General features: G+C 70.1%; 25 protein-coding genes. 14 read left to right on the top strand and 11 right to left on the bottom strand.

All coding sequences use genetic code 11. The features are described from left to right. The first annotated feature begins 13 nt into the window (after positions 1 to 13). The 4 genes from ABZ570_RS21415 (at position 14) to ABZ570_RS21400 (ending at position 2702) form a co-directional block, all read left to right on the top strand. Positions 14 to 808 carry an amino acid ABC transporter permease gene (locus ABZ570_RS21415; protein ID WP_358066224.1) on the top strand — a complete coding sequence of 265 codons (795 nt, stop codon included), beginning with the start codon at positions 14 to 16 and terminating at the stop codon, positions 806 to 808. A 5-nt stretch (positions 809 to 813) separates the two neighbouring features. Continuing rightward, positions 814 to 1707 carry an amino acid ABC transporter ATP-binding protein gene (locus ABZ570_RS21410; RefSeq protein ID WP_358066221.1) on the top strand — a complete coding sequence of 298 codons (894 nt, stop codon included), beginning with the start codon at positions 814 to 816 and terminating at the stop codon, positions 1705 to 1707. Further along, positions 1668 to 1898 (top strand): hypothetical protein, encoded by a 231-nt coding sequence (locus ABZ570_RS21405; protein ID WP_358066218.1) that lies wholly within the window; start codon positions 1668 to 1670, stop codon positions 1896 to 1898. Before ABZ570_RS21410 ends, ABZ570_RS21405 begins: the two co-directional genes overlap by 40 nt. 120 nt (positions 1899 to 2018) lie before the next feature. Beyond that, the gene (locus ABZ570_RS21400) at positions 2019 to 2702 is read left to right on the top strand and encodes a DNA alkylation repair protein (protein WP_358066215.1); all 684 of its coding nucleotides are present in this window, start codon (positions 2019 to 2021) and stop codon (positions 2700 to 2702) included. Here the strand turns inward: ABZ570_RS21400 and ABZ570_RS21395 are convergent. From ABZ570_RS21395 to ABZ570_RS21385, 3 genes are read right to left on the bottom strand one after another with little or no spacing between them, the layout of a single operon-like run. Next, a complete protein-coding gene (locus ABZ570_RS21395; RefSeq protein ID WP_358066212.1) occupies positions 2699 to 3064 on the bottom strand; it encodes a hypothetical protein in 366 nt (121 codons plus the stop codon). The genes ABZ570_RS21400 and ABZ570_RS21395 overlap by 4 nt on opposite strands. Beyond that, entirely contained in the window at positions 3061 to 3294 is a 234-nt protein-coding gene (locus ABZ570_RS21390) for a DUF397 domain-containing protein (protein ID WP_358066210.1), read from the bottom strand. The genes ABZ570_RS21395 and ABZ570_RS21390 overlap by 4 nt, the downstream gene beginning before the upstream one ends. Next, positions 3287 to 4177 (bottom strand): helix-turn-helix transcriptional regulator, encoded by an 891-nt coding sequence (locus ABZ570_RS21385; protein WP_358066207.1) that lies wholly within the window; start codon positions 4175 to 4177, stop codon positions 3287 to 3289. Before ABZ570_RS21385 ends, ABZ570_RS21390 begins: the two co-directional genes overlap by 8 nt. 269 nt (positions 4178 to 4446) lie before the next feature. Here ABZ570_RS21385 and ABZ570_RS21380 point away from each other — a divergent pair, with 269 nt between their 5' ends. The 3 genes from ABZ570_RS21380 to ABZ570_RS21370 all read left to right on the top strand — a co-directional run bounded on the left by ABZ570_RS21380 (position 4447) and on the right by ABZ570_RS21370 (position 5519). Continuing rightward, the gene (locus tag ABZ570_RS21380) at positions 4447 to 4746 is read left to right on the top strand and encodes a DivIVA domain-containing protein (RefSeq protein WP_358066204.1); all 300 of its coding nucleotides are present in this window, start codon (positions 4447 to 4449) and stop codon (positions 4744 to 4746) included. Beyond that, positions 4743 to 4994 carry a hypothetical protein gene (locus tag ABZ570_RS21375; RefSeq protein WP_358066201.1) on the top strand — a complete coding sequence of 84 codons (252 nt, stop codon included), beginning with the start codon at positions 4743 to 4745 and terminating at the stop codon, positions 4992 to 4994. The genes ABZ570_RS21380 and ABZ570_RS21375 overlap by 4 nt, the downstream gene beginning before the upstream one ends. A gap of 117 nt (positions 4995 to 5111) precedes the next feature. Continuing rightward, complete coding sequence (locus tag ABZ570_RS21370; RefSeq protein ID WP_358066198.1) at positions 5112 to 5519, top strand: DUF2267 domain-containing protein; 408 nt, start codon at positions 5112 to 5114, stop codon at positions 5517 to 5519. 54 nt (positions 5520 to 5573) lie between these two features. On the opposite strand, the gene ABZ570_RS21365 is transcribed toward ABZ570_RS21370, so the two are convergent. From ABZ570_RS21365 to ABZ570_RS21335, 7 genes are all read right to left on the bottom strand, one after another. After that, on the bottom strand, positions 5574 to 7961 hold the full coding sequence (locus tag ABZ570_RS21365) for a glycosyl hydrolase (RefSeq protein ID WP_358066195.1): 2388 nt from the start codon (positions 7959 to 7961) through the stop codon (positions 5574 to 5576). Positions 7962 to 8102: 141 nt separating this feature from the next. After that, positions 8103 to 8570, bottom strand: a complete 468-nt coding sequence (locus tag ABZ570_RS21360) for a hypothetical protein (RefSeq protein WP_358066193.1) — start codon at positions 8568 to 8570, stop codon at positions 8103 to 8105. A gap of 18 nt (positions 8571 to 8588) precedes the next feature. Next, on the bottom strand, positions 8589 to 9470 hold the full coding sequence (locus tag ABZ570_RS21355) for a sugar ABC transporter permease (RefSeq protein ID WP_358066190.1): 882 nt from the start codon (positions 9468 to 9470) through the stop codon (positions 8589 to 8591). Then, positions 9467 to 10480, bottom strand: a complete 1014-nt coding sequence (locus ABZ570_RS21350; RefSeq protein WP_358066187.1) for an ABC transporter ATP-binding protein — start codon at positions 10478 to 10480, stop codon at positions 9467 to 9469. The genes ABZ570_RS21355 and ABZ570_RS21350 overlap by 4 nt, the downstream gene beginning before the upstream one ends. Then, the gene (locus ABZ570_RS21345) at positions 10477 to 11778 is read right to left on the bottom strand and encodes a sugar ABC transporter substrate-binding protein (protein WP_358066184.1); all 1302 of its coding nucleotides are present in this window, start codon (positions 11776 to 11778) and stop codon (positions 10477 to 10479) included. The genes ABZ570_RS21350 and ABZ570_RS21345 overlap by 4 nt, the downstream gene beginning before the upstream one ends. Then, positions 11775 to 12596 (bottom strand): carbohydrate ABC transporter permease, encoded by an 822-nt coding sequence (locus tag ABZ570_RS21340; protein ID WP_358066181.1) that lies wholly within the window; start codon positions 12594 to 12596, stop codon positions 11775 to 11777. Before ABZ570_RS21340 ends, ABZ570_RS21345 begins: the two co-directional genes overlap by 4 nt. Before the next feature lie 228 nt (positions 12597 to 12824). Next, complete coding sequence (locus ABZ570_RS21335; protein WP_358066178.1) at positions 12825 to 14873, bottom strand: M14 family metallopeptidase; 2049 nt, start codon at positions 14871 to 14873, stop codon at positions 12825 to 12827. A gap of 446 nt (positions 14874 to 15319) precedes the next feature. Between ABZ570_RS21335 and ABZ570_RS21330 the strand changes: the two genes are divergently transcribed. From ABZ570_RS21330 to ABZ570_RS21305, 6 genes are read left to right on the top strand one after another with little or no spacing between them, the layout of a single operon-like run. Continuing rightward, the gene (locus ABZ570_RS21330; protein WP_358066175.1) at positions 15320 to 16936 is read left to right on the top strand and encodes an ABC transporter substrate-binding protein; all 1617 of its coding nucleotides are present in this window, start codon (positions 15320 to 15322) and stop codon (positions 16934 to 16936) included. Positions 16937 to 16941: 5 nt separating this feature from the next. After that, positions 16942 to 17898: an ABC transporter permease gene (locus tag ABZ570_RS21325; protein ID WP_358066172.1), complete on the top strand. Its 957-nt coding sequence runs from the start codon at positions 16942 to 16944 to the stop codon at positions 17896 to 17898. Further along, positions 17895 to 18785 (top strand): ABC transporter permease, encoded by an 891-nt coding sequence (locus ABZ570_RS21320; RefSeq protein ID WP_358066169.1) that lies wholly within the window; start codon positions 17895 to 17897, stop codon positions 18783 to 18785. Before ABZ570_RS21325 ends, ABZ570_RS21320 begins: the two co-directional genes overlap by 4 nt. Further along, entirely contained in the window at positions 18782 to 19843 is a 1062-nt protein-coding gene (locus tag ABZ570_RS21315) for an ABC transporter ATP-binding protein (protein ID WP_358066166.1), read from the top strand. Before ABZ570_RS21320 ends, ABZ570_RS21315 begins: the two co-directional genes overlap by 4 nt. Beyond that, the gene (locus tag ABZ570_RS21310; RefSeq protein ID WP_358066163.1) at positions 19840 to 20841 is read left to right on the top strand and encodes an oligopeptide/dipeptide ABC transporter ATP-binding protein; all 1002 of its coding nucleotides are present in this window, start codon (positions 19840 to 19842) and stop codon (positions 20839 to 20841) included. The genes ABZ570_RS21315 and ABZ570_RS21310 overlap by 4 nt, the downstream gene beginning before the upstream one ends. Further along, a complete protein-coding gene (locus ABZ570_RS21305) occupies positions 20838 to 22625 on the top strand; it encodes a gamma-glutamyltransferase family protein (protein WP_358066160.1) in 1788 nt (595 codons plus the stop codon). The genes ABZ570_RS21310 and ABZ570_RS21305 overlap by 4 nt, the downstream gene beginning before the upstream one ends. 3 nt (positions 22626 to 22628) lie before the next feature. Here ABZ570_RS21305 and ABZ570_RS21300 read toward each other — a convergent pair whose 3' ends face one another. Further along, on the bottom strand, positions 22629 to 23309 hold the full coding sequence (locus tag ABZ570_RS21300; RefSeq protein WP_358066157.1) for a GntR family transcriptional regulator: 681 nt from the start codon (positions 23307 to 23309) through the stop codon (positions 22629 to 22631). Between the two features lie 72 nt (positions 23310 to 23381). Here ABZ570_RS21300 and ABZ570_RS21295 point away from each other — a divergent pair, with 72 nt between their 5' ends. After that, entirely contained in the window at positions 23382 to 24098 is a 717-nt protein-coding gene (locus ABZ570_RS21295; protein WP_358066154.1) for a YoaK family protein, read from the top strand. Positions 24099 to 24254 lie beyond the last annotated feature (156 nt).

The raw sequence follows: 24254 nt of genomic DNA, 5'->3' as shown, positions 1-24254 counted from the left end.
GGAGCATCGAAGCGTGAAGCTGCGACGGCGCCAGCGAGAGCGGCTGTCCCTCTGGCTCCAGTACCTGGCCGTCGTCGCCGTCGTCGCCGCGGTGATCTACGCCGCCGACTGGGGCCGGCTGAAACAGGCGTTCTTCCGCGTCGACATCATCGAGTCGATGTTCCCGACGATCATCACCGTCGCGCTGCGCAACACGATCCTCTACACCCTGGGCGCGTTCGCCTTCGGCCTCGTGTTCGGCACCCTCCTCGCGCTGATGCGGCTGTCCCGGGTTCCCCCGTACCGCTGGGTGGCGACGGCGTACATCGAACTGTTCCGGGGTCTGCCCGCGCTGCTCGTGCTCTTCCTCGTCGGGTACGGCATCCCCATCGCCTTCCCCGAGCGGGAGATTCCGGGCGGCGTGTTCGGTTCGATCGCGATCGGTCTCGGGTTGACCGCCGCGGCGTACATGGCGGAGACCATCCGCGCCGGCATCCAGGCCGTGCCGAAGGGACAGATGGAGGCCGCGCGTACCCTCGGCATGTCGCACTTCACCGCGATGCGCACCATCGTCATCCCGCAGGCGTTCCGGATCGTGATCCCGCCGCTGACGAACGAACTCATCCTGCTCACCAAGGACTCGTCGCTCGCCTACGTGCTCGGCGTGACGGCGCAGACCATCGAGATCACCAAGTTCGGTCGGGACACGCTGAACGACCGGGTGAACGCCACCCCGCTGCTGGTGGCCGGCTTCACCTACCTGATCATCACCCTGCCGCTGTCGCAGGTGGTGCGACGCCTCGAACTCCGCTACGCCAAGGCTCGGTGATCCACATGACGACGACTCAGTCCCGGCCGGCCGTCGAGATCCGTGACCTGCACAAGTCCTTCGGCCCGATCGAAGTGCTCAAGGGCATCGACTTCGAGGTCGGCCACGGCGAGGTGGTCTGCGTCATCGGGCCGTCTGGTTCCGGCAAGTCGACGCTGCTGCGCTGCGTCAACCTGCTGGAGGAGCCGACCGCCGGCAAGATCTGGGTGAACGGGATCGAGATGACCGACCCGGACGTCGAAATCGACTCGGTACGCCGCGGCATCGGAATGGTCTTCCAGTCGTTCAACCTCTTCCCGCATCTGACCGTGCTCGACAACCTCACCATCGCCCAGCGCCGGGTGCTCCGGCGCGGCCGCGCCGAGGCCGAGCGGATCGCGCGGGCCAACCTGGAGCGGGTCGGCCTGACCGACAAGGCCAAGGCGTTTCCGGCCCAGCTCTCCGGCGGGCAGCAGCAGCGGGTGGCGATCGCCCGCTCGCTGTCGATGGATCCCAAGCTGATGCTCTTCGACGAGCCGACCTCCGCACTCGATCCGGAACTCGTCGGCGACGTGCTCACCGTCATGCGCAAGCTCGCTGAGGAGGGCATGACGATGATGGTGGTCACCCACGAGATGGCGTTCGCCCGGGACGTCGCCGACCGCGTCGTGTTCATGGACGGTGGTGTCGTGGTCGAGCAGGGCCCGCCGCAGGAGGTGCTCGGCGCACCGCAGCACGAACGGACCCGCTCCTTCCTGTCCCGGGTCCTCGACCCGACCCAGGTCGCGCAGGTCGGCCAGCCCGACCAGTCCCGGAACCCGGGGAGTCGCCTCGCCTGCCGGCCGACGACCGCCACAACCTGTGACGATTACGGAACATCGTGCGCGCCGGCCTGTTCACCGAGTTCTTCCTCGGCTTGATCCGGCAGGTCGGCGCGAGCACGGGCGCCGACCGGTGGACCTACGCCTACACGGGCATGTTCGAGTCCATCCGCCAGGGCCGCTGGGCGGCGACCACCGACGCGGTCACCGAACTGACCGGCAGCGGACCGGTCTCCCTTCGGGACGTGCTCAACGGCGGGAGCCCGGGCCAGGAGCCGCGGTCGGGCTGAGGCACGAGGCGGTGGCGGGCAGCCTCTGCGTATTGCGCGTCGGGGCTCGAACCCGACCTGCGGGCGCCCCAGAGAGCCAGGCTCTAGGCTGAATCCGCCGGGAATGGACAGGAGGCCGAGGTGGCCGAGACGACGCTGACCGAGACGATGGTGGCCGAGGTGATGGCCGAGTTGGCCGAACTCGAGGACCCGAAGACCCGCGAGGTGAACGAGAAACACGGTGACGATCACGGTGTGAACCTCAGCAGGCTGCGCGCGCTCGCGAAGCGGCTGAAGACGCAGCAGGATCTCGCGTGCCAGCTCTGGGCGACGGATGACAGCGCGGCGAGACTGCTGGCGATCCTGATCTGCCGCCCGAAGGCGTTCGAGCGTGACGAGTTGGACGCCATGTTGCGCGAGGCGCGTACACCCAAGGTGCACGACTGGCTCGTGAACTACGTGGTGAAGAAAAGCCCGCACTCCGAAGAGCTGCGCCTGGCCTGGTCCGCCGATCCGGACCCGGTGGTCACGAGTGCCGGCTGGGCGCTGACCACCGAACGCGTGACGAAGAAGCCCGAGGGTCTCGACCTCACAGGACTGCTCGACGTCATCGAGGCGGAGATGAAAGACGCCCCGGACCGCCTGCAGTGGGCGATGAACGAGTGCCTGGGCCATATCGGGATCGAGCACGCCGAGTACCGCGCCCGCGCAATCGACATCGGTGAGCGCCTTGGGGTGCTCAAGGACTATCCGACCTCCCCGGGCTGCACGTCTCCGTTCGTGCCCATCTGGATCACTGAGATGGTGCGCCGACAGCACGATTAGTAGGAAGGCCCGATCATTGCCTGCGTGCCGGCGAAGGAGTTGTGCCGCTCCACTCCCTGGGCCGCGAGCAGGGGACCCATGACGAGATATGCGATCCACGTCAGCGGCATCGTGACGATGCCGATGAACACGAAGAGGAGAAGGAAGTTGACCCAGAACAGCCCCCAGAAGGAGAGCATGAGGGCCACGCCGGCACCCGTACGGCCCGCGTAGAGATTGCCTACCCCGAATACGCCGAAGAGCCCGAGCACCAGTTCCAGAGCGACCGCTACGCCGGCCGACTTCTGCGGCACCACGGGCACCGGGTAAGGGACGTGGATCGGGACCGGGAGCGGCTGCCCGTACGGGTCGTGGTAGGTCACGGTGCAAGTCTGATGTCGACGATCAGGCGGGGTAACCCGCCGACCGGTCCCATCGCCCTCACGAACTCGGCCCAGACACTCGGCGGGAAGATCAGCGCTGGCCCGCCCGAGTCCTTGGAGTCGCGTACGGCGACGATGCCCGGGAGGTTGGTGGCGACCTCGACGCAGTTTCCGCCGTTGCCGCCGCTGCGGGTGCTCTTGCGCCAGGCGGCGCCGGCCAGGTCAGTCATGCCGTACCTCCCCGATGATCTTCTTGATCATGTCGGTCGATTGTGCCTCGTCAAGGGCCAGCGCCTCCAGGCTCTTCCACGCGGCTCGATACGCCGCCAGCTCGTCCGGCTTGTCGAGATAGACGGCACCGGTGAGCGACTCGCTGTAGGCGACGGATGGCTCCGGCGCGGCCCGACCGCCCTTCGTGGCGGGGAAGTCCAGGATCACGAAGGAGCCGGCGACCGCACCCGAGTGTGGCCCGACGGCGAACGGAAGCACGCGCACTGAGACGTTCGGCAGTTCGGCGGCCTCGATGAGCCGGCTGAGCTGACCGATCATGACGCTGCGGTTGCCGACGGCGCGGCGAAGCACCGCTTCCGACAGCACTGCGTCAAGTCGAGGTGGCTTCGGCAGCCGGCGACTCAAGAGGCCCTGCCGCTGCAGTCGCACCTCGATCGCCCGCTCCCGGTCCTCCTCGGCGGCCGACGGGCGGTCGAGTCGGGCCAGCCCGAGTGCGTAGTCACGTGTCTGCAACAGGCCGGGGATCAGCGTCTCTTCGTACTGGCGCAGGTGGGCAGCGGCGGATTCGAGGCCGACGTACAGTTCGAACCAGCTCGGCACGGCGTCCCCGTACGCGTGCCACCAGCCCTTCGACTTCGTCTCCGCGGCCAGCCCCTTCATCGCCTCGGTCATCTCCGCGGAGACGCCGTACAGCTCGCACATCGCCTTGACGTCCAGCACCCGGACCGGGCCCAGGCCGCACTCGATGCGCCAGATCTTCTGTCGGCTGTATTCGAGGGCCTCGGCGGCGGCGTCGAGCGTGACGCCGGCCTCGGTGCGGTACTGGCGCAGCAGCCGGCCGAGCTGCCGGCGCGGCACGGTCGATCCGATGTCCTCGGCCATCCGAGCACTCCCTGATTCCGTTCTGCAACACTCCGTGATGTCGCCCTGTAACTCGTACAGGTTTCAGTAAAGAAAGTCAATACATCTGGCGAGAAATCTGCCATGGAACGTTGCGTCGCAGCTCCACAGTGTCACAAGCTGACCACAACAGCCATGTCGCCGTACCGCTGAGTGGAGCTGCGGCGGCAAGGCGGGGTGGGTCCGGCCGTGCGGGGAGGGCGGGCGGCCCCACCCCTTCCAATCACCCGCGACGAGAGGCAGGCCAGCGCATGAGCGTCCGTAACCAGCGACCGGTCCCGGGGAGCGGAGCAACCTACCGCTCCGGCGCGTACACCAGCCTGCTGCCGTGGCAGGTGCGCGAGCGCCGCTTCAAGGTCGTCGGGCTCGGACGCCGCGGCCTGGACCCCGACGACGTGTACGCCTTCCTCGACCGGGTCGCCGGCGACCTGGCCGGCGTCCACGCCGCCCTGGCCGAGAGCCGCCGCGAGACCGCCGTCATCAAGGACGCCCTGCGCCGCTGGCAGTCCGACCAGGCCCGCGCCCGCGAGGCCCGGGGCGGCGACCGGTGAACCAGCGGTACGTCATCCACCTGCCGGTCGTCGCCGCCGACCTGCCCGCCGCGCAGCGCCTGGCCCGGGTGGTCGGCCGCTGGCTGCTCGTCCTGCCGCAGACCGACCCGCGCGGGACGACCGTCTCGGCCGAGGACGACCAGAACGTACGCTATTGGGTCTTCTGCGATGCGCTGATGCCCGGCGGTCGGCGCTGCCTGCTCCAGCCCGACCACGACGGCCCCTGCTCCCGCCGCCTGCGGCGATGACCCGACCGGCGAGGCCTGTCCGGCAACAGGAACGGCGAGGATGTCACCACGCTCGCCTTGGTGATTCGCCCGATGGGGGTGAGGCGGGGTCACCCCTCGTCGCAGGAGGCTGTTGGCGTGGAATACCAGGATTTCATCAACGCAGTGGCCACGCGGGCAAAGGTGCCGACCGACCAGGCGGCGATACTCAGCGGCGCGACGTTGGAGATATTGGCAGACCGGATCAGCGCCGGCCAGGCTGAGGACCTCGCCTACCAGCTTCCGGACGAGCTGGCCGATCACCTGCGCAGACCGCTCGGACGGGAACGGGCCACGTCGTTCGGGCTTGACGAGTTCGTGCGGCGCGTGGGGGACCGCCCGAATGTCGACCGTGCGCTCGCCGGTGCCGGGGTCCGCGCGGTGCTCACCACGCTACGTGAGGCTGTCACCCGGGACGAGTTCGAGAACGCGGCGAACCAGCTTTCGAAGGAGTTCTGGCAGGTGATCGAACCGGTGGGTGCCGGTGCCGGGCGCCGCAAAGGGTGAGGGCGGGGATCCGGAGGCAAGCCTCCAGATCCCCGCCCGACTAGCTGGAAATCGCTACGCCGCCCGGCACGAGGCGAGCGCCCCCACGACGCCGACGCCCGGCGCGCGCAAGGGGAGCTTGGTCGAGGCCGCGGGGCACCGGGGCACCGTGAGGTCGTAGATGCCCCGGCCGAACGAGGCCACGCTCAGCTGGCGGGTCGGCTCGTGGTAGCGCATGTACATCACGGCCGCGTTCGGCAGGTCCGCGCCCAGTGAGGCCCACTCGCCGCCGTTCCAGCCGGAGACGTACACCCCGACGTCGGTGCCGACCAGCAGCAGCCCGTCCGAGGTCGGTACCACGGAGTTCACCGGCGCGTCGGGCAGGCCGCGGCCGATGTCCGTCCAGGTACGGCCCCCGTCGGCAGTGACCATCACGTGCGGGCGGTCGCTGCCGGAGCGGAAGCCGGAGAACGTGGCGTACGCGATGTTCTTGTCCTTCGGGTGCACCGCGACCCGGGTCACCCACGTCCCGGGGAGCTGCGCCTGGTCGACCCGGTTCCAGTTCTGCCCGAGGTCGTCGGTCCACCACAGCCGGCCGTCGTCGGTGCCGACGTACAGCTTGTTGCCGTCCGTCGGGGCGGCCGCGATCGTGCTGATGGTGCCCCACGGGTAGCCGGAGGGGTCGTTGGGGCCGCCACCGGTGAGGTCCGGGCTGATCGCCTTCCACGTACGACCGTTGTCCGTCGACCGGTTGACGATGTTCCCGGCGTAGTACATGACGTTGGGGTCGCTCGGGTCGAACTGCAGCGGCGTCAGCCAGTTGCGCCGATCCGACACCGTCTGGCCGGTGCTGATGCTCTGGCGAGGCGCCCCACCCGCGTTCTCCGACCGGTAGCAGGAGCCGTACTGGCTGCACCCGAAGACGATGTTCGGGTTCTCGGGGTGGATGATCACCTGGAGGCCGTCACCACAGCCGATGGCGTTCCACGCGCCACCCCGACCGTTGTAGCCGCGGTTGCAGCCGTTGTCCTGGGCGCCACCCACCCTCAGCGCGGGGTCGGTCTCCGCGACATCCACCGTGTAGAACTGGGTGTACGGCTCGTGGGTCGACTTCACCCAGCCGCTCGCGCCGTTGTTGTCCGACCGGTAGAAGCCGCCGTCGTTGCCCAGGTAGGCACGGTTGGGCTTCTTCGGGTCCCACCGCAGCACGTGCTGGTCGGCGTGCGGGCCGCCGACCGAGGAGAAGCTCTGAGCGCCGTTGGTCGAGCGCATCAGGTTGACCCCGGTGAGGAAGACGTGGTTGTGATCCTTCGGGTCGACGGAGAGCTTGCCGAACCACCAGCTGAAGGTGGACTGGGAGGCCTGGTTGGCGGTGACCGGGGTCTGCGTCCAGGTGTCGCCGCCGTCGTCGGAGCGGTAGAACGCGCGGAACGGCCCGAGCGCCGTGCCGACGTACGCGTACAGGCGCTGCGGGTTGCTCGGGGCGACCGCCAGGCCCCAGCGGCCCTGGTCGGCGTCGGTCGGCAGGCCGCTGGTCATGCGCTGCCAGGTCTGGCCGCCGTCGTTGGAGCGCCAGAGGCTGGAGCCCGGGCCGCCGTAGGTGCGCTGGTGCGGCTCGCGCCGGTGGTCCCACATGGCCGCGTACATGCGAGCCGGGTTGCTCGGGTCGATGACCACCTCGGTCGCGCCGGTGGTGTCGTTCGGCGCGGCGAGGACCTGGCGCCAGGTGTCGCCACCGTCTTCCGAAAGGTAGACGCCTCGCTCACCGCCGGGGACGAACAGGTTGCCGGTCGCCGCGGCGAAGATCCGGTCCTCGTTGCTCGGGTCGATGGCGAAGCGGGCGATGGCGTGGCTGTCCTTCAGGCCGACGTGCTGCCACGTCGCACCTCGGTCCTGGGAGCGGTAGATGCCGTCGCCGCCGAAGGTGATCGAGCCGCCGCCCGGCTGCGGCTCACCGGTGCCGGCGAAGAGCACGCCCTTGCTGGTCATGGCGACCGCACCCATGCTCTGGCCCGAGCTGTCCGGCCACGCGGCGGTGAACGTCGCACCGGCGTCGCTGGACTTCCAGATACCGCCCGAGGCGGCGGCGATGAAGATCTGGTCCTCGACCTGGGGGTCCACCGCGATGTCGACCACCCGGCCGCCGATGTTGGTCGGGCCGAAGAAGCTCCAGTTCCGTTCGGCCAGGTTGCGGTAGACGCTGCGGCTGTGCGCGGCGAGCTGGTTCGCCTCACCACGTGCCTTGGCGTACTTGGCCGCGGACAGGGTCGTGCTGCCGTCGCTGAGCCGTTGGGCGGTCATCCATTCATCGGGCAGCTCCATCGGCCCGGTCGGCGTGCTCGTGGTCAACGACTCCCGACCGCTGGCGGACGTCAGGGAGGCCGTCAGCGCGACCGCGGTGAGCAGCGCCAGGCCTGCTGCCACCGTGAGGCCGCGGCGACCTCGCAGGAGGGATGGATTCATACAGGATCTCCCTGTCCGTCGGACGCGACCGGGATGACCGGCCGTCCGTACGCACCTTAGACACCCTGGTGACAAAGGTCACCGAGCATCTGACGGGATTAGCACCATCGGGTTAGGACAGCTGTTGAGCTGGTCCGGTGCCTAGTGGTTCTGGAACTCCGGAAGCCCCGCTTCGTCGGAGTCCGGGCCCACCACCGCGGTCAGGCTCGTGCCGTCCGCGCAGAGCGCGCCGGCCCGCAGGTACATCCGCCGCTGCGGCGTGCGTACCAGCACCTCGGCCTCGAAGGTCTCGTCCTCGGCGCGCAGCAGCTCGATGTCGTCGCGCTTCTCGTAGTGCGCGCGTACGTCCAGTGGGGTCATACGGACGGTGGCTTCGACCGTCGTCAGCACGCCCTGCTCGCGCACCGAGGTGACCCGCGCGCCGTCGGGCAGCACCAGCCCGGTGACCTCGGCGCTGATCTCGGGATCGTCGTCGAGTGACACCCGGTCGCAGCTGGGCAGGTTCGCGAGCATCCCCCGGGCGCGATCACTGTCGCGGGATGAGTTCGTGCCGCCGCAGCCGGCGAGCGACGCGACCGCGACGACGAGGGCAACCACCCGGATTCTCACCGCAGCAGGATGTCACGCTCAGCGCAGTACGCGCCAGCGCCGGACCAGCAGCAGTTGCAGGACGATGATGACCGCGGTGACCGCCATGAGCATGATCGTGATGAGCGAGCCATAGGCGAACCCGGAGAACTCGAAGACCTGGTCGAATATGTAGACCGGCAGGTACAGCGTGGCGTTGGCGGGCCGACCATCGGTGAGGACGTACGCCGGGACGAAATTGACCTGCAGGGTGAGGATTGTGTCCCGGACCGCGAGTAGCACCAGGACCGGCGCGAGCAGCGGCAGCGTGAGCCGCCGAAGTTGACCGAACGGGCCGCAGCCCTCCAGCGCCGCCGCCTCGTACAGCCGGCCGTCCAGGAGCCGGCGCGCGGCGAGGACCACGATGAATCCCTCCCCGATCGGGAACGCCAGCATGAGGACGACCCCGATCCGCGCGGTGGTCGGATCGGCCAGCCAGGTGTAGCCGGGGTGGCCGAACAGTCCGAGCAGCTGGTTCAGCGGGCCGTACAGCGGGTTGAGCACCCAGAGGAACAGCACCGCCAGCGCCACGTCCGGGATGACGGTCGGCAGGTAGACAGCGACCCGGAACAACCGACCGCCCGGTCGCGGCGCGGCCAGTAGCAGCCCGAGCCCCACGGCGGCGAGCAGCCGGACCGGTACCGCCAGCGCCACGTGGAACAGCGACGCCCGCAGACTGTCGAGCAGGAAGCCGTCGGAGAGCAGGCGACGGACATTGGCCAGGCCCACGAACTGTGGATCACGGGTGAGTCCAGTGTGGTCGGTGAAGGCGTAGCCCACATTGAGCAGGGCGGGCAGCGCGATCAGCAGCACGACCGCGACGGTGTACGGCGCGAGGAACGCCCAGGCGGTGAGGGGACGTCTGGCCCGGCCGGTCTTCACCGGCGCCGCCCACTGTCGGCGTCGAAGCGGTGGATCCGGCTGGGGTCGGGGCGGAGCCGTACCCGATCGCCCGGCCGACTCTCCGGCCTTGGTCCGGTTCGTACCGCCAACCGGGTGCCGTCCGCACAGCGGGTGAGCATGATCGCCTCACTGCCGAGCGCCTCCACCGCCTCGACGGTGGCCTCCAGCGGCCCGTCGGGGTCGAGAGCCAGATCTTCCGGCCGTACGCCGAGGGTCAGGTCGGCCGTGCCGCCCAGCACACCCCCGCCCGGGACCAGGTTCATCGGTGGGCTGCCGAGGAAACCGGCGACGAAGGTGTCGGCCGGCCGGTCGTACACCTCCTGCGGCCTGCCGACCTGGCGGACCTGCCCGGCGTGCAGCACGGCCACCCGGTCGCCGAGCGTCATCGCCTCCGCCTGGTCGTGCGTGACGTAGATCGTCGCGGTGCCGAGTTCGCGGTGCAGGGCCAGCAGGTCGGCGCGGGTGGCGAAGCGCAGCGGAGCGTCCAGGCTGGCCATCGGCTCGTCGAACAGGTAGACCCGGGGCTCGCGCAGGAGAGCGCGGGCCAGGGCGACCCGCTGCCGTTGCCCGCCCGACATCTGGTCGGGGTAGCGGTCGAGCAGGTCCGTGATGCCCAGCCGCTCGGCGGCCTGCTGCGCCCGCTGTTCGGCCTCGCCGCGTCGGACCCGGCGCACCCGCAGCCCGAAGAGCAGGTTGCCGCGCACGGTCAGGTGCGGGTAGAGCGCGTAGTCCTGGAAGACCATCGCCACCGCGCGTCGGTGCGGCGGGAGATTGCCGACATCCTGACCGTTGACGAGAATCCGGCCGTCGTCGGGTCGTTCCAGTCCGGCGATCAGGCGCAGGATGGTCGACTTGCCCGAGCCCGACGGCCCGACCAGGGTCACCAGCTCACCGACGCCGACCTCCAGGTCGACGCCGTCGAGGGCGGTGACCTTTCCGTACGACTTGGCCAGCGACTCCAGTCGGATCGCGTCGTGCTCGGTGCTCACTGGCCGGTGCCTACCTCAAGGCTGAACAGCGGGCGGATCTGCTCCTCCAGCTGGCGTAGTCCTTCCTCCCGCCCGACGCGTCCGTAGAACACCTCTTCGAGCAGTTTGTCGGTCTCGCGCTCTACCCGCGCCCAGCTCGCGGTGACTGGGGTGGCACGCAGGTGCGGCTCGGCGTCGAGGAAGACCCGCGACGAGCGTGGGGGCCGATCCGCGGACAGGAACGCCGGGGAGTTGGCGACGTCGAGGCGGGAGGGCACCGTGCGCCCAGACTCGGCGAGAATCTCCTGCCCCTGCACTCCCATCGCGAACTCGATGAAACGCCAAGCGGCATCGTGGTTCGACCGGCCCGCGCCCATGCAGTAGGCGTCGCTGTGCAGGATCGAGGCCGGTACGCCTCCCGGGGCCACCGGCAGCGACGCCGCATCCCACTCGAAGCCCTTGATGGTGCGCAGTGTCGGCACCGCCACCCGACTGTTCAGGTACATGCCCAAGCCGCCGCGCAGGAACCGCGCCTCACTTGATTCGCTCTGCTCCTCGGCGTCTGGTGGTACCACGTGGTGCACCAGTTGGAGGTCGAGGAACCAGTCGAGGGCCTTGCGCGTGGCCGGGTCCCCGGTCAGGGTCAGGGCGGCGGGCTGGCGCGGGTCGTCGACGAGTTCACCACCGTTGGACCACACGAACGGCGCGACCCGGGCGATCGACGGCGCCACACCGACGCCGTACGTGCCGTCGCCGGTCAGTGCCTTCGCCGCCGACAGGAAGTCCGCCCAGGTCCAACCCGCCTTCGGCAGCGGGACGCCCGCCTTGGCGAACAGGCCGGCGTTGTAGTAGACGACCAGGGAGGACATGTTCTGCGGAAGGCAGGTCAGCTTCTCCCCGTCGAAGCGGAAGGCCTCCAGGGCTCGCGGACTGAAGTCCTTCTCCTTCAGCACCTTGCTGTCGTCCAGGTAGGACTGCACGGGTTCGATCGCCTTTTGCGCCGCGAACTGGCCGTAACGACGGTAGTTCAGCAGGAAGACATCAGGGGGAGTCCCGCCGGCGAACGACGAGGTCAACCGGGCCATCAGATCGTCTTGTTTGGCGACGGGGGAGAGGGTGACCTTGACGCCGGGCTTGGTCTTCTCGAAGGCTTCGACCAGGCTCCGGTAGCCGGCTATCTCCTCGGCGTTGCCCGCCAACACCACGGTGATTCCCGCCGCGTCGTCCGTGCGGTGGGCGTCACCGCAGCCAGCGGCCGAGCCGATCATCAGGGCCGCGGTGGCGAGCGCCACCCACCGCCGTACAGCGTCTCCGGTCATCGGCGTTCTCCAGATCTCAGTGCCGTCAAGGGGTTGTCGTTCAACAGGATTCGTTGGGCCAGCAGGAACACCACCGCGCACGGCACGGTCGCGATCACGCAGCCAGCCATCAACAGCGGCCAGTCGGTGGGATTCAGCAGGCGCAGGAACTGCAAGCCCAGCGGATAGGTGTAGCGGTCACCGTTCTGCAGGTACAGCAGCGGGTCGATGAAGTTGGACCAGTGGAAGGTGAAGGCGAGGACCGCCACCGCCATGGTCGCCGGACGGACCTGGGGCAGGGCCACCCGGCGCCAGATCGTCAGCCACCCGGCGCCTTCCAGCCGAGCCGCCCAGAGCTGGGTGTCCGGTACGCCGCCGAAACTCCAGAAGTACAGCAGCACGAGGAACGGGCTGCCGGCGAGCGCCGCCGGGGCCAGCAGCGGGACGTAGGTGTCGACCACGCCGGCCAGCCGGAAGAGTTCGAAGCGGGTCGCCCACACCCCGGTGACCGGCACGAGGAGGATCACCAGCAGACCGAGCACCACCCGCCGTCGGGCGGCCGGCGTCAGCAGCCGGAGACCGAAGCCGGTCAGCGAGGCGACGAGGACAGTCAACGGAACGGCAAGCGCGACCACCAGCGCAGAGTTCGCCAGGTAGGTGAACAGGGGGATCAGCCTGGGTAGCCGAGCGTAGGCGGCCAACGTCGGCTCGGCCGGGAAGAGTTCGAGCGTACGCGGCGGGGGCAGACCGGCGGGTCGCAGTGAGCCGACCACCATGAACCACAGCGGAGCCGCGAACAGCGCCGCGAACAGAGCCGGCACGACGAACCGCCCGATCACGCGAGTCCCCGCCGTACGCCCCGACCCGGGCACGCGCGTCCACAAGCGCACATCAGCCTCTCTCGCCAGCGGCCACCTAGGTGCGGCTGTGGCAAACCTACGAACTGGCGGCTCGCCGATCATCGGGCACCTGTTGAAGATCTACAGCGGCAGCTCCTACGCCTGTCGCGCTCGGGCGGCAGGAGGCTGTCCCCGCCCCGCCGTGCGGAGCGGGGACACCTCGAGCGGTCAGTTCAGGCGTACGGATGCGGTGTCGAGACCACCGCGAACGCTGACGGCCTTCACGGTGGCGGTGTCGCCACTGGTCTTGATCACCCGAAGGCGGATCTTCTGCTTGCCGCCGCCGTCCAGGTAGAACTGCGGTGCGGCGCCGACGGCACGCGCGCCGTCGACCTTGACGGTGTCCGGAGCGACGATCTTGATCTCCTTCGCCTGCTCCAGGGCGGTCGGAATGCGGCCGGAGTTGTTGACCGTGGCCGTGATCTCGTGCGTCGCGCCGTCGCTCTGGGTGCCGGTGAGCTTCTTGGCGGCGACCTCGCTGAGGCCGACCTGCGGCAGCGAGTCGAGCAGATACAGGTTGAACCGCGCCTGGTTGGCAGCCCAGGTGCCGATCAGGTCAGCCGACGGGTTCTGCGACCAGAACTTGGGGTTGACCCCGCCGATCTCGACCGTACCCAGCTTGGGGTGTTGCACCTTGGTCCACGGCAGGAAACAGTTCGTGCGGCCGTTCTCGGCGCACCACCGCGACCGCTCCCAGTCGGCGTACCTGCCGTCGTTGTCGTAGTCGACGTAGTCACCGCCGTTCCAGATCTCGTCGCCGTACCAGACTGCGCCGTACTGGAAGTAGCCGAAGTCCGGGCCGTGGCCGAACAGGGGCGTCGGCTGGCCACCGTTGCGCGTGGCGTAGTCGATGTAGACGCTTCCCGTGTTCCGGTAGCCGGTGAACGAGGCGCCCGCCTTGTCGAAGTGCTCGTACAGCTTGCGGTCGCTGGCATACATGCACTCGACCGGGTCACAGGTCGAGGGCCCGCGCAGATGCATGGGTACGCGGGTGTCCATGCTGTTGACCGCGCCGATGTTGGTGTGCGACATCAGCCAGGTGTAGACGTGCCGGGTCTCCGGCTCCGACAGCGGGTACTCGCCGGCGCCGCCCTGGGTCAGGTTCCGGCCGGTCGCGTCGTCCGCCGGCATGACATGCCAGTTGTACGGGTAGTTGCGGTGCAGGTCGAGGCCGCCGACGCCGTCCTCGTTGTAGCGGCCGTCGCCGTCGTTGTCGATGCCCTCGGAGAACATCAGGTATTCGCCCTTGCCCGCGCCGACGCTGAGCATGGCGTTGCCGGCCGGATCCCGCGTGTCGACGACGTGGGTTCCCTTGCCCGCGCCGACGTACTGGCGCATCTGGCTCAGGTACCCGTCGTTGTTCAGGTCCTCGCCCGGGTCCTCGTCGCGCTTGCCGTCCCCGTCGTTGTCGTCCGGCCGTACCGTCGACCGGTTCGTCTGGGCGGTGTACAGGTACATGTCGTGGCCGTCGGGGTTGTTGACCGGCCGGATGTACACGGTCTTGTCGTCGAGCAGTTTGTCGACCTTTTGGTCCTTGCCGGCCTGCGTGATGAGGTGGTGCGCCAGCCACATCGAGCTCTCGGCGGACGACACCTCGCCCGAGTGGCGGTTCCCCTCGAAGTAGGCGGCCGGCTTGTCGGTGTCCTTGCCGGTGGACTTGTCCGTGATGGTCAACTGGTAGATCGGCTGCCCGCTGTAGCTCTCGCCGACGATGTGCAGGTCGACGATGTCGGGGCGCTCGTGGGCCCACTTCCGCAGCCACCACTGGATCTCGATGCCGGTGTGGAAGTGGTCGAAGTCCATCTGGCCCGGGGTCTTCGGCTGCACCTGGTCGTACTTGACGACCTTGAACGTGCTCTCTCCGTCTCGCTGGCCGGCGATCGTGACGGTGGCGGAGGTGGGTGTCACGCTGCTGGGGAACGGACCCGGATCCTGCGGCGGCTGCAGTCCGACGGTGTAGGCGGGGGCCGCGGACATGGCGGCGTCGTCGAGCCGGTCCGCGGCGCCGGGGCCCCACAGTTGCGCGGTGCCGAGGACGAGGGCGCCCGCGGCCAGGGAGGCCAGCACGGAGGCCGGGCGGATGCGCCGTAGGAAGTGCTTCTTCCCCGGCGGGTGCTGGATTGCTGTGCCGTGCTGGGTCGCTGTGCGGTGCGGTGCGATGTCGTGCGAGGAGGCTTGTCGTTGACCGGATGAATTCTGTGCGGCGTCGGAGCCCAAGGCAATCTCCCACTGTCACGTCGATGCGTCCCGTGCGCGATAGGCACGGGTTATGGCCATCTGTGAGGGGGCGCCCACCCGTTTGGTACTCGAGTTCCGATCACCGTAATCGATCAATGTACAGATGTAAATGCTCAAGCGGAATTGACTCCTTACCGGGGGTGAGCGCCGGCGCGAGCGGTTGGTCCCGGCCTCCGAGGGGCATGATCGGGGTGTAGTGATGGCGGGACGGACTGTCACGGGGTGAACCGTCACACGCGTCCAGCAGGCCCTCCGGTGGGCCTTTCGCGAGGCGGAGCGGCTGCTCGCGGGCCATTGACGGAGGTCTTGCGCAGGCTTCGTATACAACATACTCTCCCCCGAGTCGCCGACTCGAGGAGCTGCCAATGTCGAACCTCTCCCTTAGCGAAACGAGCCCACGCAGGCTCCGTCCACTCCGGGCGGCGGTGGCGGCGGTCGCTCTGGCCTGCACCGTCGCGGCCTGCTCGCCGGTGTCGGAGAGCGGGGGCGACGGCAAGCCCGGCGAGAACCAGGCGGCCGGGCAGGACAACTTCGGTACGCCGGCGGACCCCGCCACGGTGAAGGACGGCGGCAAGCTGGTCATCGCCCTCTCCGCCGAGCCCGACGCGCTGGACCCGACCCTGTCCCGCAGCCTCTACTCGCGCTACGTCTTCCAGGCGATCTGCCAGAAGCTCTACGACGTGGACGAACAGGCGCAGGTCGTGCCGCAGTTGGCCACCGCGCTGCCCAGCACCAGCGGCGACGGCAGGACGGTCACCATCCCGCTGCGCCAGGGCGCGCGCTTCGCGGACGGGACGCAGTTCGATTCCGCCGCCGTCAAGGCCACCCTGCAGCGGCACCTGACCAACGCCCGGTCCGCGCGCAAGAGCGAACTCGGCCCGATCGAGAGCGTCGACACGCCGGACCCGCAGACCGTCGTCATCCACCTGAAGCAGCCGTTCGCGCCCCTGCTCGGCGCGCTGGCGGACCGGGCCGGCATGATCATGAGTCCGAAGGCGCTGCAGAGCCTGGGCGACGACTTCGCCTCCGCACCGGTCTGCGTCGGGCCGTTCAAGCTCGCCAAGCGGGTGCCGCAGAACTCCATCGACGTCGTGAAGGACCCGAACTTCTACGACACCGCCAAGGTCCACCTCGACGCCATCTCCTGGCACATCCTCAGCGACGCGAGCATCCGGGCCGCCAACCTGCGCTCCGGCGACGCCCAGGTCGCCGACAGCATCTCCACCCAGGATGTCGCCGCGCTGCGCGGGGAAGACTCGATCACGGTCCTGCAGTCGCAGTCGCTCGGCTACCAGGGTCTGACGTTCAACGTCGGGAACGTCGACGGCGTCGGCACCACGCCCAAGCCGATCAACCGCCCGATCGCCCAGAACGCGAAGATCCGGCAGGCCTTCGAGCACGCCATCGACCGGAAGGCGCTGGTCCAGGCCGTCTTCAACGGCTACCACGCGGTGGCCTGCTCGCCGATCTCGCCGGCGAGCCCGTTCTCGTCCCCCGAGGCCCAGAACTGCCCGCCGCACGATCCCGCCAAGGCTAAGCAGTTGCTCGCCGAGGCGGGCGTGTCGACGCCGCACCAGGTGACGATGCTCGTGTCGAACACGCCGGACTCGCTCCGCCTCGCCCAGGCCCTGCAGGCCATGGTCAAGGACGGCGGGTTCGACCTCAAGATCAACCCGGTGGAGTACTCCTCGCTCCTCGACGAGCAGGACCGCGGCAACTTCGAGCTGCTGCAGCTGGGCTGGAGCGGGCGGATCGACCCGGACGCCAACATCACCAACTTCGTCGGCACCGGCGGGAGCCAGAACGTCGCCGGCTACCGCAACCCGCAACTCGACGCCGTCCTCGACCAGGCCCGGCAGTCGACCAGCACCGACGAGCGCAAGAAGCTGTACGGGCAGGTGGTGACGATCCTCCAGCAGGACGACGCCCTGATCTACCTCTACCGGCAGCGCAACCTGACGGCCGTCTCCAAGCAGATCCAGGGCCTGCAGGTCTTCCCGGACGGCGTGATCCGCGCGGCCTTCGCCGGATACACCAAGTAGGTCTCATGGCCCGGTATCTGCTCACGCGCGCCTGGCATTCAGCGTTGACCCTGCTGCTGTCGACGGTCGTGGTGTTCCTCGGGGTGCGGGCGCTCCCCGGGGACCCCGCGCTCGCCCTGGCCGGGGAGGACCGGTCCCCGGAGGCGTTGGCGGCCATCCGCCACCACTACGGGCTGGACCAGCCGTTGCCGCTGCAGTTCGTGCAGTACGTGCAACGCGTGGCGCAGGGCGACTTCGGGGTCTCGATCCGCACCGGGACGCCGGTCTCGTCGATGCTCACCACCGCCCTGCCCGTCACGGTCGAGCTCTCCGTCCTGGCGATTCTCATCGCCGCGGCGCTGGGCGTCGGTGCCGGGGTGCTCGCGGCCGTCCGCCGCGGGCACCCGGCGGAGTGGCTGGCCAACGGACTGGCCCTGGTGGGCCTGTCGGTGCCGCACTTCTGGCTCGGGCTGCTCGCGATCCTCTACCTCTCGGTGGCAGCGGGACTCTTCCCGGCCTCCGGATTCGTGCCGCTGCTGGAGGACCCGGTGGACAACCTGCACCACCTCGTCCTGCCGGCGGTGATTCTGGGCACCGGTCTCGCCGCCATCATCATGCGGCAGACCCGATCCGCGATGCTGGACTCGCTCTCCTCCGACCACGTCCGTACGGCGAAGGCGAAGGGCCTCCCGCCCCGAGCCGTCATCACCCGGCACGCGCTGCGCAACAGCCTCATCGTGGTGGTGACCATCGTCGGCCTCCAGCTCGGCGGCCTGATCTCGGGAGCGGTCGTCACCGAGCAGATCTTCGGGCTGCCCGGCTTCGGCAAGATGACCATCGACGCGGTGTTCCAGCGGGACTACCCGGTGATCCAGGCGGTCGTCCTGCTCACCGCCACGGCGTACATCGTCATCAACTTCCTGGTGGACCTGCTCTACTCCGTGATCGACCCGCGTATCCGCGTGACAGGGGAGCCGGCATGACCGTTCTCACCGTCCCGACAGCGGACGTGACCGGCCCCGCCGGCATCAGCCGGCGTATCCGCGTCCTCCGGCGCCTGCGGCGGAACCCGCTCGCCGTCCTGAGCTTCGGCCTGCTCGCCCTCGTGGCGGTCGTCGCCCTGCTCTCGCCGTGGATCACCCCCTACTCGGTCGAGCAGACCGACTTCGCCCACACCTTCTCGCCCCCGGGCACCCCCGGCCACCTGCTGGGGACCGACGACCTGGGCCGGGACGTCCTGTCCCGGATCATGCTGGGCGCCAGGGCCTCCCTCCAGGTGGCACTGCTCGCCGTGGCCACGTCCCTGGTCGTCGGTGTGCCGCTGGGCCTGGCGGCCGGCTACTTCCGGGCCTGGGACGCGGTGATCTCGCGCTTCACCGACCTGCTGCTCGCCTTCCCGTTCCTGATCATGGCAGTCGGGCTGGCCGCCATCCGCGGAGCCAGCCTCACCAACGCCGCCGTGGCCATCGGGATCGCGCAGATTCCCGGCGTGATCCGGGTGGTCCGCTCGGACACCCTGCGGCTCAAGTCGCTGGACTTCGTCGCCGCGGCCGTGGTGGACGGCGCGAGCGACCTGTGGGTGCTCGCCCGGCACATCCTGCCCAACGCGACCTCGGTGATCCTCGTGCAGGCCACCGTCGCGATCCCGGCCGCGATCCTCGGCGAGGCGGTGCTCTCGTTCCTGGGCCTCGGCATCCAGCCCCCGGCACCCAGCCTCGGCACCATGCTGGCCACCGCCCAGCAGTTCGCCGCGCGCGCCCCGTGGGCGGCTGTCCTGCCCGGTGTCGTGATCATGGGCCTGGCGCTGGCGTTCAACGTCTTCGGCGACGCCCTGCGGGACGCCCTCGACCCGAAGGGAAACCGGCGATGACCACGGTCGAACCGGCGGACACCGCCGCCGCCCTCGGCACCCCGGTCCTGCAGGTACGCGACCTCTCGGTCTCGTTCCGCACCGAGGACGGAACCGTCTCGGCGGTCGACCGGGTGAGCCTGGACCTCGCCTCCGGCGAGATCGTCGGGATGGTCGGCGAGTCGGGCTGCGGAAAGAGCGTCACGGCGATGAGCCTCGCCGGCCTGCTGCCCGACAGCGCCCGGGTCTCCGGCTCGGTACGGCTGGAGGGCACCGAGCTGGTCGGCGCCCGCGAGCCGGTGCTGCGCCGCGTCCGCGGCAAGGACATCGCCTACATCTTCCAGGAGCCGATGACCTCGTTGAACCCGGTGCTCACCGTCGGCCGGCAGATCGGCGAGGTCCTCCAGGTCCACGAGCGGATGTCCCGGCGGGCCGCCCGGGCCCGCGCCGTCGAACTGCTGTCGCTCGTCGGGATCCCGTCCGCCGCGAAACGGGTCGACAACTACCCACACCAGCTTTCCGGCGGCATGCGCCAGCGCGTGATGATCGCGATGGCGGTGGCCTGCGGCCCGAAGGTGCTGGTGGCCGACGAACCCACCACGGCCCTGGACGTGACCGTCCAGGCCGGCATCCTCCAGGTGCTCCGGGACCTGCGGGACCGGCTCGGCACCACCATCCTCATCATCACGCACGACCTCGGTGTGATCGCCGACGTCGCCGACCGCGTCGTCGTCATGTACGCCGGGCGCGTGGTCGAGCGGGCACCCGTCACCGACCTGTTCGCGCACCCGTACCACCGGTACACCGCAGGGCTGCTGTCGGCGTCCCCGGTGCCCGGCGTGCACGCCGGCACCCAGCGGCTGCAGGAGATTCCCGGTCTCGTGCCGGTGCTGTCCACCCAACCCGACGCCTGCACCTTCGCGGACCGCTGCCCGGCCGCCGACGACCAGTGCCGGGACTCCGCCCCGCCGCTGGCGGTGGTCCCGACGGGGTCCGCGACCGCGGCGCCCGACCACCTCGCGGCCTGTTGGCATCCCAGCCCGAACCCCCGCACGCAGCCGGAGGAGGCCACGGCATGACGCCGCAACCGAACGCCCTCGACCTCGAGGACCTGGTCATGCACTTCGGGCCGGTGCGAGCCGTGGACGGCGTCTCCCTCACCATCCCCAGGGGCAGGGTCACGGCGCTGGTGGGGGAGAGCGGCTCCGGAAAGTCGACCGTGGGCCGCTGCGTCGTCCGGCTCGTGGAGCCCACGGCGGGCACGGTCCGGATCGCCGGCACCGACGTCACCCACCTGTCCCGGCGACAACTGCGTCGCCACCGCGGTGACGTGTCGATCGTCTTCCAGGATCCCGCCGGCTCGCTGGACCCCCGCATGCTCGTCGGCGAGATCGTGGCCGAGCCGCTGCGGCTGTCCGGCAAACGGATCTCCCGGCGCGACCGGGAGGCCCGCGTGGCCACCGAACTCGGCAGGGTGGGCCTGCGCGCCGAAGTGGCCCGCCGGTACCCCCACGAGCTCTCTGGCGGGCAACGCCAGCGGGTCAGCATCGCCCGGGCGCTGATCTCCGAGCCGAAGCTGCTCATCGCCGACGAACCCACCAGCGCGCTCGACGTGTCCGTGCAGGCCTCGGTGCTCAACCTCCTCGCCGACCTGCAACGGGACATCGGGTTCGCGTGCCTCTTCATCACCCACGACCTGTCCGCGGTCGAGTACCTGGCGGACCACATCGCCGTCATGTACCTTGGCCAACTCGTCGAGACGGGCTCTCGCGCGCAGATCTTCACCCGACCCGCCCACCCCTACACCCAGGCGCTGCTGGCGGCCGCGCCGGTGGCCGACCCGATCCACCAACGGCAGCGCGAACCGGTGCTGCTCGGCGACGACCTGCCGTCCGCGCTGGACCCGCCGTCCGGCTGCCGGTTCCGCACCCGCTGCCCGCTCGCGTTCGACCGGTGCGCGACGGAGGTACCGGCGCAGGTGGCGTTCGGTGACGGCGTGGCCGCGTGCCACCTGGTCCAGGCCGACGGAACACGGCCCGACGTCCGGGCCGCCGACACGAGTGAGGTGCTGTCTTGACGTTCACCACCAGGCCGACGCTGCAGGGAACCTTCGGGATGGTCTCCTCGACGCACTGGCTCGCGAGCCAGGCGGCCATGGGGATCCTGGAGCGCGGCGGGAACGCCTTCGACGCGGCGGTCACCGCCGGGTTCGTCCTGCACGTGGTCGAACCACATCTCAACGGACCGGGCGGTGAGGTGCCCGCCATCGTGGCCACGGCCCGGGACCGGCGCCCGAAGGTGCTCTGCGGGCAGGGGCCGGCGCCGGCCGGTGCCACGATCGCGCACTTCCGGTCCCTCGGGATGGAACTCATCCCTGGAGCCGGGCCGCTCGCCGCGGCCGTGCCCGGCGCCGTGGACGCCTGGCTGCTGCTGCTGCGCGACCACGGCACCCGGTCCCTCGAGGAAGTGCTGGAGCCGGCGATCGGCTACGCCGGTGCCGGCCACCCGCTGGTGGCCCGGGTCGGCGACACGGTGGCCGCCGTGCAGTCCCTGTTCGAGGAACACTGGCCCACCTCCGCCCAGCTCTGGCTGCGCAACGGCAAGCCGCCGGCGGCGGGCGAGCTGTTCGCCAACCCGGCGTACGCGCGGACCCTGCAGCGACTGGTCGACGCCGGTCGGGCGGCCGGCGCCGACCGGGAGGCGCAGATCGAGGCGGCCCGCCGTGCCTGGGGCCACGGCTTCGTCGCCGAGGCGATCGACCGGTTCAGCCGGCAACCGTTCCAGGACTCCAGTGGCCGTCCCCACGCCGGCCTGGTCACCGGCGCCGACCTGGCGGGCTACTCCGCCACCTGGGAGGACCCGGTCACGCTCGACTGGCACGGCTACTCGGTGGCGAAGACCGGCTTCTGGGGCCAGGGCCCGGTGCTGCTGGAGACCCTGGCCGTCCTCGAAGCGCTCGGCGACCCGCGGGCGTACGACCCGGGGACCGCGGCCGGCATCCACGCCCAGGCCGAGGCGTTGAAACTCGCCTTCGCCGACCGGGAGGCCTGGTTCGGCGACGGAGACGTGCCGGCGAAGGCCCTCCTGTCCCACGAGTACGCGCGGGAGCGGGCCGGCCTGATCGGGGATCGCGCCTCGACGCAACTGCGCCCCGGCCAGCCCGACGGCAGGCAGCCCCGCCTGCCGGCGTACGTGCGCCGCAGCGTCGGACGCCGGGACGACCTGGTGGACGCCACGACCGGGGAGCCGACGGTACGGGCGGACGGGGTGACCCGCGGCGACACCTGCCACGTCGACGTGGTCGACCGCTGGGGCAACATGATCTCCGCCACGCCCAGCGGCGGCTGGCTGCAGAGCTCTCCCACCATCCCCGAACTCGGCTTCCCGCTCGGCAGCCGCCTCCAGATGTTCTGGCTGGAGGAGGGGCTCGCCTCGTCGCTGGCGCCGGGGCGCCGGCCGCGTACCACGCTGAGCCCGACCATGGTGCACCGCGACGGCGAGCCCGTCCTGGCCTGCGGCACGCCCGGTGGCGACCAGCAGGACCAGTGGCAGCTGCTGTTCCTGCTGCGGCACCTCGCCGGTGGTCAGTCCCTGCAGGAGGCCATCGACGCGCCCGCGTGGCACACCATCAGCCTGCCGGGCTCGTTCTACCCGCGCGACATCGAGCCGGGCGTCCTGGTGGTGGAGGACCGGCTGGACGAGGACGTGCTGGCGGCGCTGCGCGGGTACGGGCACGAGGTGCGGCTGTCCGACTCGTGGAGCCTCGGCCGGCTCTGTGCCGTGACCCGCGACCCGGCAACCGGCGTGCTCGCGGCAGGAGCGAACCCGCGTGGAATGCAGGGCTATGCCTGCGGCCGGTGACCGCTACCGGACGCCGTACCCGCCTTCGGCGTTCTCGTACGCCGCCGCGAAAGCGGCATCGAGGTGGGCCAGCGCGGCCTGCTCGGCCCGGTCGCCGTCACCCGACTCGATCGCGTCGACCAGCTGAATGTGCTCGGCCCACGAGTGTGGCGCCCGTTCGGCGGCACCGAGCCGGAAGACCCATTGCACATGGAGGTAGAGGGCCTTGGCGATCGACGACAGCCAGGGGTTCCCGCTGATCGCGAGGATCCGCAGGTGCAGGGCGCTGTTCAGCTCGGCGACCCGGCGCAGGTCCTGCTGTTCCGTCGCCGCGCGGCCCTGCTCCAGCAGGGCTCGGAGGCCGGCCACGTCCGCCGCCGTCGCCCGCTCGGCCGCCAGCCGGGCCGCCAGCGTCTCCAGCCGCTGGCGAACGGCGAACATGTCCGCGATCGTGCCGCTGCTCGGGGAGGCGACCACCGCCCCGCGGCGGGGCAGGATCACCACGAAGCCCTCCGCCTCCGCCACCCGCAGCGCCTCCCGCACCGGGTTACGGGAGACACCGAAGTCCTCCGCCAGCCGGTCCTCGGTCAGCCGCTCCCCGGGAAGGTAGTCGCCGTCGATGATGGCGGTCCGCAACGCGGCGAGGACCTGGTCGCGTAGCGGCAGGTGTTGAGCGCCGAGCTTGCCCCGCAGGTCTTCAGCCAACCTGATCGCCTCTCCGTGAAACGTCCCAGACGAAGCGTATACGAAGAACAATTTCCCTAAGGATGGCCGAGAGTGCTGAGATCGCTGCCGAACGTCGTACGTTTCCGCCCAGCGGCGGAGGGCGAGCCGAACCTTCTGCGGCGCAGGCACGCCCTGGTGGTCGTGCTCACCTTCCTGACCGGCAGCGCGGACGCTGTCGGCTTCCTCGCCCTCGGCGGAGCCTTCTCCAGCGTCATGACCGGCAACATGGTCCTGCTCGGCCTCTCGGCGGGCAGCGGCCACGCCGAGCTCGCCCTGACCTCAGGCTGCGCCATCGTCAGCTTCATCATCGGCGTCCTCGCGGGCGCCCGCCTCGCCGGCTCGGCGCGGCCCGACGACCCCGTCTGGCCACGCCAGGTCACCCGCGCGCTCGTCCTGGAACTCCTGGTGTTCGTCGTCTTCCTCGTCGTCTGGGTGGTCAACCTGCCCCACCCGTCGGCGCAGCTCGACCTCGCGCTGCTCATGCTGTCCGCCACGGCGCTGGGAATCCAGAGCAGTGCCGTCCAACGGTTCGGCGTACCCGGCCTCTCCTCCACCTACCTGACCGGCACGCTGACGAGCCTGATCGCCGGTGTCGCCGCCCGGAGCCCGTGGCGGAAGCTGCGGCCCAGGGCGCACGTCCTGCTGGCCCTGATGACCGGCGCCGCGGTCGGCGCCCTGGTCGCCGTCCACCTGCCCGCATGTTCGCCGGTGCTGCTGCTCGTGCCACTCGTGTTCGTCATCGCCGTGTCCGCGCGCATGGCGGAATAACCACCTGCCCGCCACCGTGCCGGGTCCTCGTGAGACAGCGGCGGCGACCGCCGGAGCCGGCGCGGTCGGGCGCGACGCCGCCGGCGAGCTTGACCCATGTCACGCGGCGGCGCGCTGTTGTTAGTGTCGATCGTGGTGGTCTGCATCGGCAGGCGG

Origin of the sequence: Micromonospora sp. NPDC007271, assembly GCF_040634005.1 — a bacterium.
Taxonomy (GTDB): domain Bacteria; phylum Actinomycetota; class Actinomycetes; order Mycobacteriales; family Micromonosporaceae; genus Micromonospora.
The sequence above is the reverse complement of the archived record's forward strand: the minus strand, read 5'-3'. Positions and strand labels throughout refer to the sequence as shown.